The following is a 14,194-nucleotide window of genomic DNA, read 5'->3' as shown; positions in this document are numbered from 1 at the left end:
TACCGGACGGATGTTACCGGCGGTCTCCGTGCGGTCCCTCGGGGTTCTGGAACGCGCCCGAATGCTGCGGGTCGCCACCGAACGGGTTCGGCGCGGGCATGGGCTGGCCGCCGGGCGCGATGGCATGCGCCATCTGCTGCGGACCGGACACCTGCCCCGGCATCTGACCCTGGTTCGAGGCCACGATCGGGAAGCCGCCACTGCCCTCGGCGGAGACGTTCAGCTCGGCGAGCTGGTTCTCCAGGTACAGCTTGAGGCGGCTGCGGTACTCCCGCTCGAAGCTGCGCAGCTCCTCGACCTTGCGCTCCAGCTCGTCCCTGGTCTGCACCAGCGACCCCATCGCCTGCCGGTGCCGCTCCTGAGCGTCACGTTCCAGCGTCTCCGCGCGGGCGCGCGCGTCGCCGATGATCTGCTCGGCCTGGCGGCGGGCCTTGCCCAGCACCTCGTCGGCCTCGCGGCGGGCCCGGGTCACGGTCTCGTCCGCCTCACGGCGGGCGTCCGCGATCGCCTGGTCGGCCGTCTGCTGAGCGAGAGCCAGAACGCGAGCCGCGGTGTCCATGTTGTCCTCGGCGGGCGGCAGGCCCATGCCGACGGGGACGGGCTCCTGACGCACCGGCTCGGGCTGGCGCATCGGCTCCGGCTGCGGGATCATCATCTCCGGCTTGGGCTCGGCGACCGGCGCGGGCGCCATCTGCATGCCCCCGGACATCATGCCGCCGGACATGCCTCCCGCCATCCCGCCGCCCATGCCACCGGGCACCTTGCCCCGCAGGCACTCGGCCAGTTTGGCGCGAAGCTCCTCGTTCTCCTGGATGAGGCGGTCGAGTTCCGCCTCAACCTCGTCGAGGAAGGCGTCCACCTCTTCCTCGTCGTAGCCCGGCCTGAGCCGGGTCGTACTGAACTGCTTGTTCCGCACATCTGCGGGCGTCAGCGGCATTTGGGTCTCCTTGGCGCGCTTGGAGTCTGTCCGGAGAGAAGTACCTATCCTCGACCAAACGCGGACACGACTTGGATCAAGACCAAGACCACAATGAACAGCACTGTGAAGCTTAGGTCAAAGGCCACCGTACCCAACCTCAGGGGAGGAATGAAACGGCGGAGGAACTTGAGAGGTGGATCCGTGGCCGTATATGTGGCCTCGGCCAGCACCAGAACCGGCCCCCGGGGCCGCCAGGCCCGCGCGAACGCCTGCACCGTCTCGAAAATCATCCTGCCGATCAGCAGGACCAGGTACAGGGACAGGGCAAAGACCAAGATCCCGCTAACGATCCCCACGGTCGCGCCCCGCCTCCGTCCTGGTCCGCTGCCAGGTTCGCCGCCTCCGGTCCCCGCGGGTACCGCTCAGCTGTTCACTGTCCATACAAGGAACTCTAGCTCTGGTTGAAGAAGCCGCGTTCCGCGATCCGAGCCTTGTCCTCCGCGGTCACCTCGACATTGGCAGGGGACAACAGGAACACCTTGTTGGTAACACGTTCAATGCTGCCGTGTAGCCCAAAAACGAGACCTGCCGCAAAATCGACAAGGCGTTTCGCGTCACTGTCAACCATTTCGGTCAAATTCATGATGACCGGAGTTCCCTCACGGAAGTGTTCCCCGATCGTGCGCGCCTCGTTGTAGGTGCGAGGGTGCAGCGTGGTGATCCGCGCCAGATCTGTCGTCCTGCGCTCGATCACCGCGGTCGAGGGCCTGGGCGCGGGCACGGGCGTGTCATCGCCCGCGTCGCGCCCGTGGGTCCCGGCCTGGGCGAAATCCTCGCCCTGCCCGTCGTACGGGTCCACGCCGAAGTCGTCGGCGTCATAGTCCCGGTACCTGTCGTAGCGGTCGTCGTCCTCCACGAGACCGAGGTAGACCGCCATCTTGCGCATCGCGCCGGCCATCGCTCCGTCGTCCTCCGTCTACCATGCCTTTCGGGCCACCCTAGCGTTAAGGGCGCCGTCAAGGGCCTTGAAGGTCCGTGGCGGAAGCCGTAACCCCCCGACTGGCGAACCGCTGATCGACCTCTAGCTGTCTACTCGGGGGACATTACCTGACGAAGGGCGTCCGGCGGCCGAGCAACGCCGTACCGACACGCAGGTGTGTCGCACCGTTCGCTATCGCCTGCGCGAGATCGCCACTCATCCCAGCAGAAATCACATCCGCCCCCGGATGTTCCTTCTGTACGGCTTGCGCCACCTCGAACAAACGGGCGAAAGCCACATCTGGGTCGGATCCCAAGGGGGCCACCGCCATCACCCCCCGCAGCAGCAAACCTGGAGCTCCAGCAACTGCGTCGGCGAGGGCGGGCACGTCGGCGGGACGGGCTCCGCCGCGCTCCGGACGGTCGTCCAGAGCGACCTGGACCAGGCAGCCCACCTCGCGGCCCTGCTGGACCGCCTCGCGGCTCAGCGCGCCCACCAGGCGGCCGCGGTCCACGCCGTGGATCAGGTCGGCGTAGGAGACCACGGATCTGGCCTTGTTGGTCTGCACCTGGCCGATGAAATGCCAGGTGACCGGGAGATCGGCGCATTCGGCCGCCTTGGCCGCCGCCTCCCGGTCGCGGTTCTCCCCCATATCGGTCACCCCGAGCCCGGCCAGCAGCCGCAGGTCGGCGGCCGGATAGGTCTTGGTGACCGCGATCAGGGTGAGCTCGTCCCGGGAACGGCCAGTGGAGCGGCACGCATCCAGGATGCGCCGCTCCACCTCGGCCAGCCCGGCCGCGATCTCACTGCCGCGCCCGGCGGGGGGATCCGGGTAGTTCATAGAGACCGTGTCACTTCAAGCTGCGTCACTTGAGGAAGTCCGGCACGTCGAGCTCCTCCTCCTGCTCCTCGAAGACCACCGGGCGCCGCGGCACCGGCTGGTTCAGCTTGGAGGTGATCGGAGTCGGCGGCTCAGTCGGCCGCGGGATGGCGAAAGGGCCGGTGCCCGACGCCTCCGACCGGGAGCCGTCACCCTCCCGCCCGAACGGCACGGCGGGCGCGACCTGCTCGGCCGAGGCCACCTGCGGCTGGACCGCGGGGTGGTTCGGCACCGGCTGGACCGGCGGGTTGAGCGGCGGCACCGGCTGCACCGGCGAGACCGGCGGGTTGAGCGGGCGGACCGGCGCGGGCTGCTGCTCCACCCGGGGCTCCGCCTTGGGCGCCACGAAGGATGACAGCGCCGGACGCTCCCGGCCCGTCTGGGCGGGCGCGGCGGCCGCCGCGCCCGGAGCCGGGCGGGTCTGCTGCTGGCGTGGCTGCGGCATGACGGCCGGCTTCTCCGGCACCGGCTCGTCGAACCCGGCCGCGATCACGGTGACCCGCACCTCGTCGCCGAGCGCGTCGTCGATGACCGTGCCGAAGATGATGTTGGCGTCCGGCGCGGCCGCGCTGGACACCAGCTGGGCGGCCTCGTTGATCTCGAACAGGCCCAGGTCGGACCCGCCCGCGATGGACAGCAGCACCCCGTGCGCGCCGTCGATGCTGGCCTCCAGCAGCGGGCTGGAGACCGCCATCTCGGCGGCGGCGACCGAGCGGTCGTCGCCCCGGGCGTGGCCGATGCCCATCAGCGCGGAGCCCGCCCCGGACATGACCGACTTCACGTCGGCGAAGTCCAGGTTGATCAGGCCCGGCGTGGTGATCAGGTCGGTGATGCCCTGCACACCGGAGAGCAGCACCTGGTCGGCCGCCTTGAACGCGTCCAGCACGCTCACCTGGCGGTCGGAGATGGACAGCAGCCGGTCGTTCGGGATGACGATGAGGGTGTCCACCTCGGCCCGGAGATTCTCTATCCCGGCCTCGGCCTGCATGGCGCGCCGCTTGCCCTCGAAGCTGAACGGGCGGGTCACGACCCCTATGGTCAACGCGCCCAGCGATCTGGCGATGCTGGCCACCACGGGCGCGCCACCGGTGCCGGTGCCGCCGCCCTCCCCCGCGGTCACGAACACCATGTCGGCGCCCTTGATGACCTCTTCGATCTCCTCGCGGTGATCCTCGGCCGCCTTGCGGCCCACCTCGGGGTTGGCGCCGGCGCCCAGGCCACGGGTGAGTTCACGCCCCACGTCCAGTTTCACGTCGGCGTCACTCATCAGCAGCGCCTGGGCGTCGGTGTTGATGGCGATGAACTCGACGCCCTTGAGTCCCTCCTCAATCATCCGGTTCACGGCGTTCACTCCGCCGCCGCCGATTCCGACGACCTTGATGACCGCGAGGTAGTTCTGCGGTGCTGCCACGACGAGGGGCCTTTCCGCTCGCTTACATATGTCTCTGGTCTATGGGGGTTCATGGATCGCGATGCCGCGCATCGCGCCCGCTCTGTCAAACCCTCACCCTCAAGTTGAGATTTAGAGTTATGTCAACCTGAGGATTGATACGGACAGTAGGGTTGCGCCTCCCCCAGGGTCAACTAACCGCGCCGCAAGCACGCCCGGCGTGTCGCCGATCTCACTTGACCGTCACCACGTCAGGCGAGCTGACATCGAAGGTCATGGCGTTCTCGCGCAGCAGCGCGGTCAGGATCCTGGACTTGTCGCCGGTACGCTCCGGCCCGCCCCACACAACGGTACGGCCATCGGCGAGCGTCAGCGTCACGGTTTCCGCGGACGCGGCCGTGACCTGCTTCACCCGGCGGGACAGGCTCTCCGGCAGGGTGGCGAGAACGGCCAGCGCGGCCCTGATGCCGGGGTCTGCCGGGTCGAACCGGTGGGCGCGCAGTTCCGGCAGCCGGAGCGAGACCAGGGTCGCCGCGTCCTCGGTGGCCACCACGTCCAGCACCACGCCGTACCGGTCCACCACGGTGGTCTTGCCGGGCGAGGGCACCGCGGCCAGCGGCACCCGCTCGACCACGGCGATCAGCAGCGTGCCCGGCCACTCCCGGTCCACCCGGGCCGACTCGATGTCCCGCAGCGCGGCCACCCTGGCCCTGACGGCCTCCAGGTCGACGCTGACCAGCGGGGTGTCCAGCGGCACTCCGGCGGCTCTGCGGACCTGTTCTGCGGGGATCCGGGCGGCGCCGGCCACGGCCACCTCGCGGACGCCGAGCACCGGCGACAGGAACACCACCCACCCGGCTACGGCGACCACGCCGCCGGCCAGCAGGACGGCGACAGCCGTACGCCACAGGACGTTCTTCCTCACCGCGGGCTCCCTTATCGGGCGTGCAGCTCCGCGACGATGTGCGGGCCGAGCTCGGTGACGTCCCCGGCGCCCATGGTGAGCACGATGTCGCCCGGCCGGGCCCGGCCCGCCACCAGGGCGGGCACCGCGGACCTGTCCGGAGCATACGAGACCTGCGCGGACGGGAGCGGGATCTGGCCCGCCACCAGCGCGCCGGAGACGCCGGGCTCCGGGTCCTCGCGGGCGCCGTACACGTCCAGCACGATCGCCTCGTCGGCCAGGCCGAGGGCGGCGCCGAACTCGGCGGCGAAGAAGCGGGTTCGGGAGTACAGGTGCGGCTGGAAGACGGCGATCACCCGGCCGCCGCCGGCCACCACGTCCCTGGCCGCGGCCAGGTCGGCGGCGAGCTCGGTCGGGTGGTGTGCGTAGCTGTCGAAGACGCTGACGCCGCCGGCCACGCCCTTGGCCTCGAACCGGCGCTTGGCCCCGGTGAAGGCCGCCAGGCCGTCCCGGACCTCCTCGAACGGCAGGCCCAGTTCGAGCGCCACGGCGATCACCGCGGCCGCGTTCAGGGCGTTGTGCCGGCCGGGCACGCTCAGCTTGACCCGGCCGTGGCCGGCCACCTCGAACTCGACGCCGAGGCCCTGCGGGACCACCTCGGTGACCCGGATGTCCGCCTCGCCCTCGCCGTAGGTGACGACCTTCAGGCCGCGGGCGCGGGCGATCGGCTCCAGCCGGGCCGCGCCCGGGTCGTCGACGCAGAGCACCAGGGTGGAGCCGATCCGCTCGACGAACCGGTTGAAGCTGTCGTAGACCGCCTCCGGGTCGCCGTAGTTGTCCAGATGGTCGGCCTCGACGTTGGTCACCACGGCGATCCGCGGGGCCAGCATCAGGAACGAGCCGTCGCTCTCGTCGGCCTCGGCGACGAAGACCTCGCCGGTGCCCTCGTCCGCGCCCAGCCCGGTGGTGACCAGCTGGCCGCCGACACAGTACGACGGGTCCGCGCCACACTTCTGTAGCGCCACCGTCAGCATGGAGGTGGTGGTGGTCTTGCCGTGGGTGCCCGCCACCGCGATGCCGACCCGGCCGGTCATCACCGCGGCCAGCGCGGCGGCCCGCGGGATGATCCGGACGTTCTGCCGGAGCGCCTCGCCCAGCTCCGGGTTGGAGTCCCTGATCGCGGTGGACACCACGACCGTGTTCACGTCCCTGATGTGCGAGGCCGCGTGCCCGACGTGCACGGTCGCGCCGAGTTCGCGCAGCTCGACCAGCATGTCGGAGCTGCGGGCGTCGCTGCCGGAGACGGCGACGCCACGCTTGAGCAGGATCCTGGCGATGCCCGACATGCCCGACCCGCCGATGCCGATGAAATGCACCCGGCCGAGCTCCTCGGCCGGCACCGGCTCTATCAGTTTCACCAAAGTCATCGCGCTGCGATCTCCAGAACCTTGCGGGCGAGCGTCACGTCGGCGTCCTTGCGTCCCATCCGGAGCGCGGCCTCGCACATGACGGCCACCTTCTCCGGGTTGTGCAGCAGCGGGGCCAGCACCCTCATGATCCACTCGGGGGTGAGCTCGGCGTCCTCCACCATCAGGCCGCCGCCCGCCTGCACGATCGGCTGGGCGTTGAGCCGCTGCTCGCCGTTGCCGTGCGGCAGCGGCACATACGCCGCCGGCAGCCCGACCGCGGTCAGCTCGGCGCAGGTCATCGCGCCGCTCCGGCACAGCACCAGGTCGGCGGCGGCGTAGGCGAGGTCCATCCGGTCCACGTAGGGCAGGATCACGTACTGCGGGTCGCCGGGCGGGGGCTCCTGCTCCACGGTGTTCTTCGGGCCGATCACGTGCAGCACCTGGACCCCGGCGGCGCGCAGCGCGGGCGCGGCGTCCAGCGCGGCCTTGTTGATCGAGCGGGCCCCCTGGGAGCCGCCGAACACCAGCAGCGTCGGCCGGTCCGACTCCAGGCCGAAGTAGGAGCGCGCCTTGTCGCCGAGCGAGAACCGGTCCATGTCCACCACCTGGCGGCGCAACGGGATGCCGATGCACTGGGCGCCCGGCAGCGCGGTGTCCGGATGGCCGGTGAACACGTGGTCGGTCAGCCGCGCGCCCAGCCGGTTGGCCAGGCCGGGGCGCGGGTTGGCCTCGTGCACCACGATCGGGATGCCGCGGCGGCGCGCGGCCAGGTAGGCCGGGGTGGCGACGTAGCCGCCGAAGCCGACCAGGACGTTGGCGCCCACCTTGTCCAGGATGCCGGTCGCGGCGTTGATCGCCCCGGCCAGCCGGCCGGGCACCGCGAGCAGCTGCGGGGTGAGCGCCCGGGGCAGTGGCACCGCGGGCACCAGCTCCAGCTCGTAGCCCCGGGCCGGCACCAGCCGGGTCTCCAGGCCGCGATCGGTGCCGAGGCAGGTGATCCCGATCGTTGGGTCGATCTGACGAAGCGCGTCGGCCAGCGCGAGCGCCGGCTCGATATGGCCGGCCGTCCCGCCGCCGGCGAGGACCACCCTCATGTCTCTCCCTATGTGAAAAGCCGCGTGTTTCAAGTCGCGGATTATGCCCGGAGGCCAAGCCAGCTTAGAGCCCGCGCCGCCGGACCGGGCCCCCGCGCGGCCAACGCTTCGGCCGCACCCGGCTCACGTTTCGCGAACGACAACAACATTCCGAGGGCGGCCAGGGTAGGCAACAGCGCGGAGCCGCCGTAGGAGACCAGGGGAAGCGGGATGCCCGTGATCGGCAGCACGCCGATCACCGCGCCGATGTTGACGATGGCCTGCCCGACGATCCAGGCCACCGAGGCGGCCGAGGCGATCCGGACGAACGGGTCGTTGACCCGGGCCGCGATCCGCAGGCCCGCGTAACCGAGCAGGCCGAACAGCGCGATCACCACCAGCGTGCCCATCAGGCCGAGCTCCTCGCCCAGGATGGAGAAGATGAAGTCGCTCTCCGCGTGCGGCACCCAGTCCCATTTCTGCCTGCTGCTGCCCAGGCCGAGCCCGAACCAGCCGCCCGAGCCCATCGCGATCTGGCCCTGCGCCGCCTGGTAGCCGGAGCCCTGCGCGTTCTCCCAGGTGTTCAGCCAGCCGGTGATCCGATCCGACCGGTACGCTTCCGAGGTGATCATGAACACGGTGGCCAGCGCGAGCACGCCGAGGATCCCGGCGAACAGCCGTACCGGCGCGCCCACCACCCACAGCAGCGCCAGGAAGATGATCATCAGCACCAGCGTGGTGCCCAGGTCGCGCCCCCACATGACCAGCACGGCCAGGATGGCCACGCCCGGCATCAGCGGGATCAGCAGGTTGCGCCACTCCATCAGGCGGCCCTTGGCGTGCCGGGCCAGGATGTCGGCCCCCCACAGCACCAGGGCCAGCTTGGCCGGCTCCGACGGCTGGATGGTGAGGCTGCCGACGTAGATCCAGCGCTGCGCGCCCAGCTCGGTCGAACCGATGAAGATGACCATGACCAGGCCGATGATGGACAGCGCCAGCAGCGGATACCCGGCCAGCCGGAAGAACCGCTGCGGCACCTTGGCGCACAGGTACATGAGCGGGATGCCAAGCCCGACCGAGAGCGACTGCTTCAGGAACCAGTAGAACGGGTCGCCCTTCACCTGCAGCGCCTCGATGCTGGACGCCGACAGCACCATCATCAGGCCGAGCGTGAGCAGCAGCGCGCTGCACCCGAGCACCAGGTAGTAGGAGGTGAGCGGACGGCTGAGCAGCTCACGCAGGAGCGCCAGCTGCACCCGGGCCCAGCCGGCGCGGCGCTCCGGCTGCGGGATGGCGGAGGTCACCGTTCCGCCAGACCGGGCAGGCCGGTCAGACCGGTCAGGTTGCGGACGGCTCGCGCGAAGGCCTCCCCCCGTGCGCCATAACCGGGGAACATGTCCAGCGAGGCCCCGGCCGGGGCCAGCAGCACGGTGTCTCCCGGGGAGGCGAGCCTGGCGGCTTCGGTGACGACACGGTCCATCACCCCAGTGTCGTCCCCGGCCACCTCAAGCACTGGGACATTCGCCGCGTGTCGCGCCAATGCCTCGGCGATCCGCTCCCGGTCCGCGCCCAGCAGCACCGCGCCGCGCAGCCGGGGCGCGGCCCGCCGGACCAGGTCGTCGACGTCGGCGCCCTTCAGCTGGCCGCCGGCGATCCAGACGATCGAGGCGTAGGCGGCCAGCGAGGCCGCGGCGGCGTGCGGGTTGGTCGCCTTGGAGTCGTCCACGTAGTCGACGTCGCCGACCCTGGCCACGTGCGCGATCCGGTGCGGGTCGGGGCGGAAGTCCGCCAGGCCCTGCCGTACGGCGCCGGGGGGCACGCCATGGGACCGTGCCAAAGCCGCGGCGGCCAGCGCGTTGGCCACGTTGTGGGGCGCGAACGGGTGCACGTCGGAGAGCGCGGCCAGCTCCTCCGCCGACCGGACAGGATCGTCGGTGAACGCCCGGTCCACCAGCAGGTCCTCCACCACGCCCAGCTGCCCTGGCCTGGGCGCCCCCAGCGTCCACCCCACCGCGCGATCCCGGTACGGCTCCGCCAGCCGGGCCGCCCACGGATCGTCGGCGTTGTAGATCACCCGCTCGGCCCTGGCGAAGATCCGCGCCTTCGCCCGCGCGTACTCCTCCAGCGACCCGTGCCAGTCGATGTGGTCGGGGGCCACGTTGAGCACGGCCGCCGCCTTCGGGGCCGGGCTGGCCGACCAGTGCAGCTGGAAGCTGGACAGCTCGACCGCGAGCACGGTGGTGTCGCCAGGATCGAGGACCGCGTCCACGATCGGGGTGCCCACGTTGCCGACGGCGAGCGCCCGCTCCCCCGCCGCGTTCAGCATCGAGGTGAGCATCCGGACCGCGGTGGTCTTGCCGTTGGTGCCGGTGAGCGCCAGCCAGGGCGGCGCGCCGTCGTGCCGCAGCCGCCAGGCCAGCTCGACCTCGCCGATGACCTCGATCCCGGCCGAGGCGGCGGCCCGCAGCAGCGGGTGGTCCGGCTTCCAGCCCGGCGAGGTGACGACCAGCTCGGTCCTGGCGGGCAGCTCCTGCTCGCCGAACCTGACCTCGACGCCGAGCTCGGACAGGATCTCCGGGATCGGGCGCTCGCGCTGCTCCAGCACGACCACCCGCTCCCCGCCCTGGGCCAGGCCGCGGGCGGCGGCGGCGCCGGACACCCCGAGCCCGGCCACGACGACGCAGCCCCTCACAGCTTGGGCATCCATTCCACGTAGAACAGGCCGAGCCCGGCGGACGCGCTGAGCGCGGCGATCAGCCAGAACCGGACCACGATGGTGGTCTCCGCCCAGCCCTTCAGCTCGAAGTGGTGCTGGAGCGGGGCCATCCGGAAGATCCGTTTCCTGGTCATCTTGAAGAAGCCGACCTGGATGATCACCGACGAGGTGATCACCACGCACAGCCCGGCCAGGATGAGCAGCAGCAGCTGGGTCCTGGTGGTGATGGCCAGCCCGGCCAGCACGCCGCCCAGGGCCAGCGAGCCGGTGTCGCCCATGAAGATCTTGGCGGGCGGCGCGTTCCACCACAGGAAGCCGACCAGCGCGCCCAGCGTCGCCGCCGCCACCACGGCCAGGTCCAGCGGGTCCCGCACGATGTAGCAGTTCGGCCCGAGGATCGCGGTGGTGCAGCTGTTGCGCAGCTGCCAGTTGCCGATCAGCACGTAGGAGGCGAGCACGATCCCGGTCGCGCCGGAGGCCAGCCCGTCCAGGCCGTCGGTGAGGTTCACCGCGTTGGAGAAGCCGACGATCATGATCAGCACCCAGACGGTGAACCCGAGCAGGCCGATCGGCGGGCCGAAGTCGCGCAGGAACGACAGCCGGGTCTCGGCCGGCGTGATCGAGTACGCGTTCGGGAACTGCACCACCAGCACCGCGAAGATGGCGCCCACGACCAGCTGGCCGAGCGCCTTCGCGCCGCTGCGCAGGCCCAGGCTGCGCTGCTTGTAGATCTTGATGAAGTCGTCCAGGAAGCCGACCATGCCCAGGCCGGTCATCAGGAACAGCACCAGCAGCGCCGACGCGGTGGGCGGCGCCGGGTTGGCCGACAGCAGCGTGGCCACGTGCGCGGCCGCGTAGCCGAGCAGGGCCGCGATGACGATCACGGTGCCGCCCATGGTGGGCGTGCCGCGCTTGTCGTAGTGGCCGGACGGCCCCTCCTCGCGGATGTTCTGGCCGTAGCCCCGGCGGGCGAACAGCCGGATCGCCAGCGGCGTGCCGAGCATGGACAGGATCAGGCCGACCGCCGCGGCGACGAGAATGTCCCTCACTGGGCGTCACCCCCCAGCAGCCGCTCGGCCACCCGTTCCAGACCGGCGGCCCGGGGGCCCTTGATCAGCACCACGTCGCCGGGCGCGAGCAGGTCCGCGAGTACGGCGGCGGCCTCGGCCGCGTCGGGCGCGTGGATCGCGCCCGGGGCCCCGGCCATGATCTGGCCGGCGTTCTCGCCGACCACGATCAGACCGGTCAGGCCCGCGCCCGCCGCGAGGCGGCCGACGCCCTCGTTCAGCTCGGGACCTTCCTCGCCCAGTTCGCGGAGGGCGGCCACCACGGCGAACCGGCGGCGGCCGGCCGCCATCGCGTCCATCGCGGCGAAGGCGGCCCGCATCGAGTCGGGATTGGCGTTGTACGCGTCGTTGATCACGGTGACGCCGTCGGCCCGGTCGGTGACCTCCATCCGCCAGCGGCTGCGCGGCTCGGCCGCGGAGAGCTCCTCGGCGATGGTGGCCACCGGCAGCCCCAGCTCATACGCGGCGGCTGCGGCGGCCAGGGCGTTGGCGACGGCGTGCGCGCCGTACAGGCGGAGCCGGACCGGCGCGGCGCCCGTCGGGGCGCGCAGCGTGAAGACGGCACGCCCCCGCTCGTCCAGCCGCTCGTCCTCGGCCCTGATGTGCGCGCCCGCGCCCCGCCCGAACCAGGTCACCCTGGCCTCCGTCCGCCCGGCCATCCCGGCCACCAGCGGGTCGTCGAGGTTCAGCACGGCCACGCCGTCCTTGGGCAGCGTCTCCACCAGCTCGCCCTTGGCCCGCGCGATCACGTCCTGGCCGCCGAACACGCCCAGGTGCGCGGTGCCCACGTTGAGCACCACCCCGATCCTGGGCGGCGCGATCCCGGCCAGGTAGGCGATGTGCCCGAGGTTCCTGGCGCTCAGCTCCAGCACCAGGTACCGGGTCTCCGCGCCGGCCTTGAGCACGGTCAGCGGATGGCCGATCTCGTTGTTGTACGACCCGACCGGCGCGACCGTGGGCCCGATCCGCGCGGTCAGCCTGGCCAGCAGGTCCTTGGTCGAGGTCTTGCCGGCCGACCCGGTCACGCCGACCACGGTCAGCTCGGGCAGCTCCGACACCACGGCCCTGGCCAGCTCGGCCAGCGCGCCGACCACGTCGCCGACGATCACCGCCGGCGCGTCCACCGGCCGCCCGGCCAGCACGGCCACCGCGCCCGACTCGCAGGCCTGGACCGCGTAGTCGTGCCCGTCCACCCGCTCGCCCTTGAGCGCGACGAACAGCGACCCCGGCTCGACGGCCCGCGAGTCGATCACGACCGGGCCGCCTACCACGGTCCGGGGGTCGGTCTGGCCCATCAGGGCGCCCGCGGTGATCTCTGCGACCCGGCCCAAAGGCAACGGGATCATGCGTTCCTCCTGCGAATGGCGGCGGCGACCACCTGACGGTCGTCGAATGGCACGACCTCGCCTGCGACGTACTGGCCCAGTTCGTGGCCCTTTCCGGCCACAACTACCACATCTCCCGGGCGGGCACGGGAGATCGCCAGTTCGATGGCGCCGGCCCGGTCCGGCTCCATCAGCACCTGGGCCCGCTCCGGAGGAGGCACCTCCAGCGCTCCGTCCAGCATGGCGGCGAGGATGGCCAGCGGGTCCTCGCTGCGCGGGTTGTCACTGGTGAAGATGGCCACGTCGGCCAGCCGGGCGGCGGCCTCTCCCATCAGCGGGCGTTTGCCCCGGTCCCGGTCGCCGCCGCAGCCGAGCACGATGGTCAGCGTGCCCTCGGTGACCTCGCGGAGCGAGCGCAGCACCGACTCGACGGCGCCCGGTTTGTGAGCGTAGTCGACGATCGCCACGAAACCGTCCGGGGACGGCACCCGCTCCATCCGGCCCGGCACCCCGGCGAAGCCGCTCACCCCGGCCACGGCGGTCTGCAGCGGCACCCCGGCCTCGACCAGGGCGACCAGCACGCCGAGCACGTTGGCGACGTTGAAGGGGCCGGGCATGGCGACCGACACGTCGGCCTCGATGCCGCCGGGGCCGACCAGCCGGAAGGCGCTGCCGTCCGAGCCGAGGCGGACGTCGTCGGCCCGCCACTCGGCCCGCGGGTCCCCGGCCGCGGAGAACGTGGTGACCGGGATCTTGGCGATGCCGGTCAGCTCGCGGCCGTGCGGGTCGTCCAGGTTGACCACGCCGAGCCGGGCGAACTCCGGGGTGAACAACCGCGCCTTGGTGGCGAAGTAGTCGTCGAAGTCCCGGTGGAAGTCCAGATGGTCCTGGGACAGGTTCGTAAATATCGCGACATCGTAGAAGATGCCGTCGACGCGGCCCAACGCGAGCGCGTGGCTGGAGACCTCCATCGCGGCGGCTGTCACCCGCTGCTCCCGCATCAGCGCGAACAGGCCCTGCAGGTCGGTGGCCTCCGGCGTGGTCAGCTCGGGCGTGATCCGCACGTCCCCGGCGTGGATCTCGACCCCGCCGACCAGGCCGGTCCGGTGCCCGGCCGCGGCCAGGCCCGCCTCCAGCAGGAAGGTGGAGGTGGACTTGCCGCTGGTCCCGGTCACCCCGATGACCAGCAGGTCGGTGGCGGGCTGGCCGTACACCCAGGCGGCGACCTGGCCGAGCAGGGCGCGCGGGTCCGGCAGCACCAGCACCGGCAGGCCGGTGGCGGCGGAGTCGTCCCGGCCCTCCTCGTCGGTCAGGATGGCGACCGCGCCCGCGGAGCAGGCGTTGGCCGCGAACACGGCGCCGTGCGCGGCCTTGCCGGGCAGCGCCACGTACAGGTCGCCGCGCTGGACCCGCCGGGAGTCGATGGTGACGCCGGTGATCACGCCGCGGGCCACCCGGCCGGAGGCGGACGGCGCGCCGAGCAGGGTCGCCAGCCCGGAGAGCGGGCGGGCGGGCGTCGTGGACGGACGCAT

The 14,194-nt window shown here is 71.7% G+C and carries 13 protein-coding genes; all 13 read right to left on the bottom strand.

Annotation, left to right across the window (positions count from 1 at the left end):
- Positions 1-13: 13 nt before the first annotated feature.
- A complete protein-coding gene (locus Acor_RS05550; protein WP_155335442.1) occupies positions 14-937 on the bottom strand; it encodes a DivIVA domain-containing protein in 924 nt (307 codons plus the stop codon).
- Positions 938-981: 44 nt separating this feature from the next.
- The gene (locus Acor_RS05545; RefSeq protein WP_155335441.1) at positions 982-1,275 is read right to left on the bottom strand and encodes a YggT family protein; all 294 of its coding nucleotides are present in this window, start codon (positions 1,273-1,275) and stop codon (positions 982-984) included.
- A gap of 95 nt (positions 1,276-1,370) precedes the next feature.
- The gene (locus Acor_RS05540) at positions 1,371-1,877 is read right to left on the bottom strand and encodes a cell division protein SepF (protein WP_155335440.1); all 507 of its coding nucleotides are present in this window, start codon (positions 1,875-1,877) and stop codon (positions 1,371-1,373) included.
- A gap of 145 nt (positions 1,878-2,022) precedes the next feature.
- Positions 2,023-2,739: a YggS family pyridoxal phosphate-dependent enzyme gene (locus tag Acor_RS05535; protein WP_155335439.1), complete on the bottom strand. Its 717-nt coding sequence runs from the start codon at positions 2,737-2,739 to the stop codon at positions 2,023-2,025.
- Between the two features lie 25 nt (positions 2,740-2,764).
- Positions 2,765-4,189: a cell division protein FtsZ gene (ftsZ, locus tag Acor_RS05530; protein ID WP_155335438.1), complete on the bottom strand. Its 1,425-nt coding sequence runs from the start codon at positions 4,187-4,189 to the stop codon at positions 2,765-2,767.
- Positions 4,190-4,400: 211 nt separating this feature from the next.
- Positions 4,401-5,093: a cell division protein FtsQ/DivIB gene (locus Acor_RS05525; protein ID WP_155335437.1), complete on the bottom strand. Its 693-nt coding sequence runs from the start codon at positions 5,091-5,093 to the stop codon at positions 4,401-4,403.
- A gap of 11 nt (positions 5,094-5,104) precedes the next feature.
- Positions 5,105-6,499: a UDP-N-acetylmuramate--L-alanine ligase gene (gene murC, locus Acor_RS05520; RefSeq protein WP_155335436.1), complete on the bottom strand. Its 1,395-nt coding sequence runs from the start codon at positions 6,497-6,499 to the stop codon at positions 5,105-5,107.
- Entirely contained in the window at positions 6,496-7,575 is a 1,080-nt protein-coding gene (murG, locus tag Acor_RS05515; RefSeq protein WP_155335435.1) for an undecaprenyldiphospho-muramoylpentapeptide beta-N-acetylglucosaminyltransferase, read from the bottom strand. The genes murC and murG overlap by 4 nt, the downstream gene beginning before the upstream one ends.
- Positions 7,576-7,616: 41 nt before the next feature.
- On the bottom strand, positions 7,617-8,858 hold the full coding sequence (ftsW, locus tag Acor_RS05510; protein ID WP_246238441.1) for a putative lipid II flippase FtsW: 1,242 nt from the start codon (positions 8,856-8,858) through the stop codon (positions 7,617-7,619).
- A complete protein-coding gene (gene murD / locus Acor_RS05505; RefSeq protein WP_155335434.1) occupies positions 8,855-10,261 on the bottom strand; it encodes a UDP-N-acetylmuramoyl-L-alanine--D-glutamate ligase in 1,407 nt (468 codons plus the stop codon). The genes ftsW and murD overlap by 4 nt, the downstream gene beginning before the upstream one ends.
- On the bottom strand, positions 10,243-11,319 hold the full coding sequence (mraY, locus tag Acor_RS05500) for a phospho-N-acetylmuramoyl-pentapeptide-transferase (protein ID WP_155335433.1): 1,077 nt from the start codon (positions 11,317-11,319) through the stop codon (positions 10,243-10,245). The genes murD and mraY overlap by 19 nt, the downstream gene beginning before the upstream one ends.
- A complete protein-coding gene (locus Acor_RS05495; RefSeq protein WP_155335432.1) occupies positions 11,316-12,683 on the bottom strand; it encodes a UDP-N-acetylmuramoyl-tripeptide--D-alanyl-D-alanine ligase in 1,368 nt (455 codons plus the stop codon). Before Acor_RS05495 ends, mraY begins: the two co-directional genes overlap by 4 nt.
- Positions 12,680-14,194 carry a UDP-N-acetylmuramoyl-L-alanyl-D-glutamate--2,6-diaminopimelate ligase gene (locus Acor_RS05490; protein ID WP_155335431.1) on the bottom strand — a complete coding sequence of 505 codons (1,515 nt, stop codon included), beginning with the start codon at positions 14,192-14,194 and terminating at the stop codon, positions 12,680-12,682. Before Acor_RS05490 ends, Acor_RS05495 begins: the two co-directional genes overlap by 4 nt.

Origin of the sequence: Acrocarpospora corrugata (assembly GCF_009687845.1) — a bacterium.
Lineage (GTDB): Bacteria > Actinomycetota > Actinomycetes > Streptosporangiales > Streptosporangiaceae > Acrocarpospora > Acrocarpospora corrugata.
The sequence above is the reverse complement of the archived record's forward strand: the minus strand, read 5'-3'. Positions and strand labels throughout refer to the sequence as shown.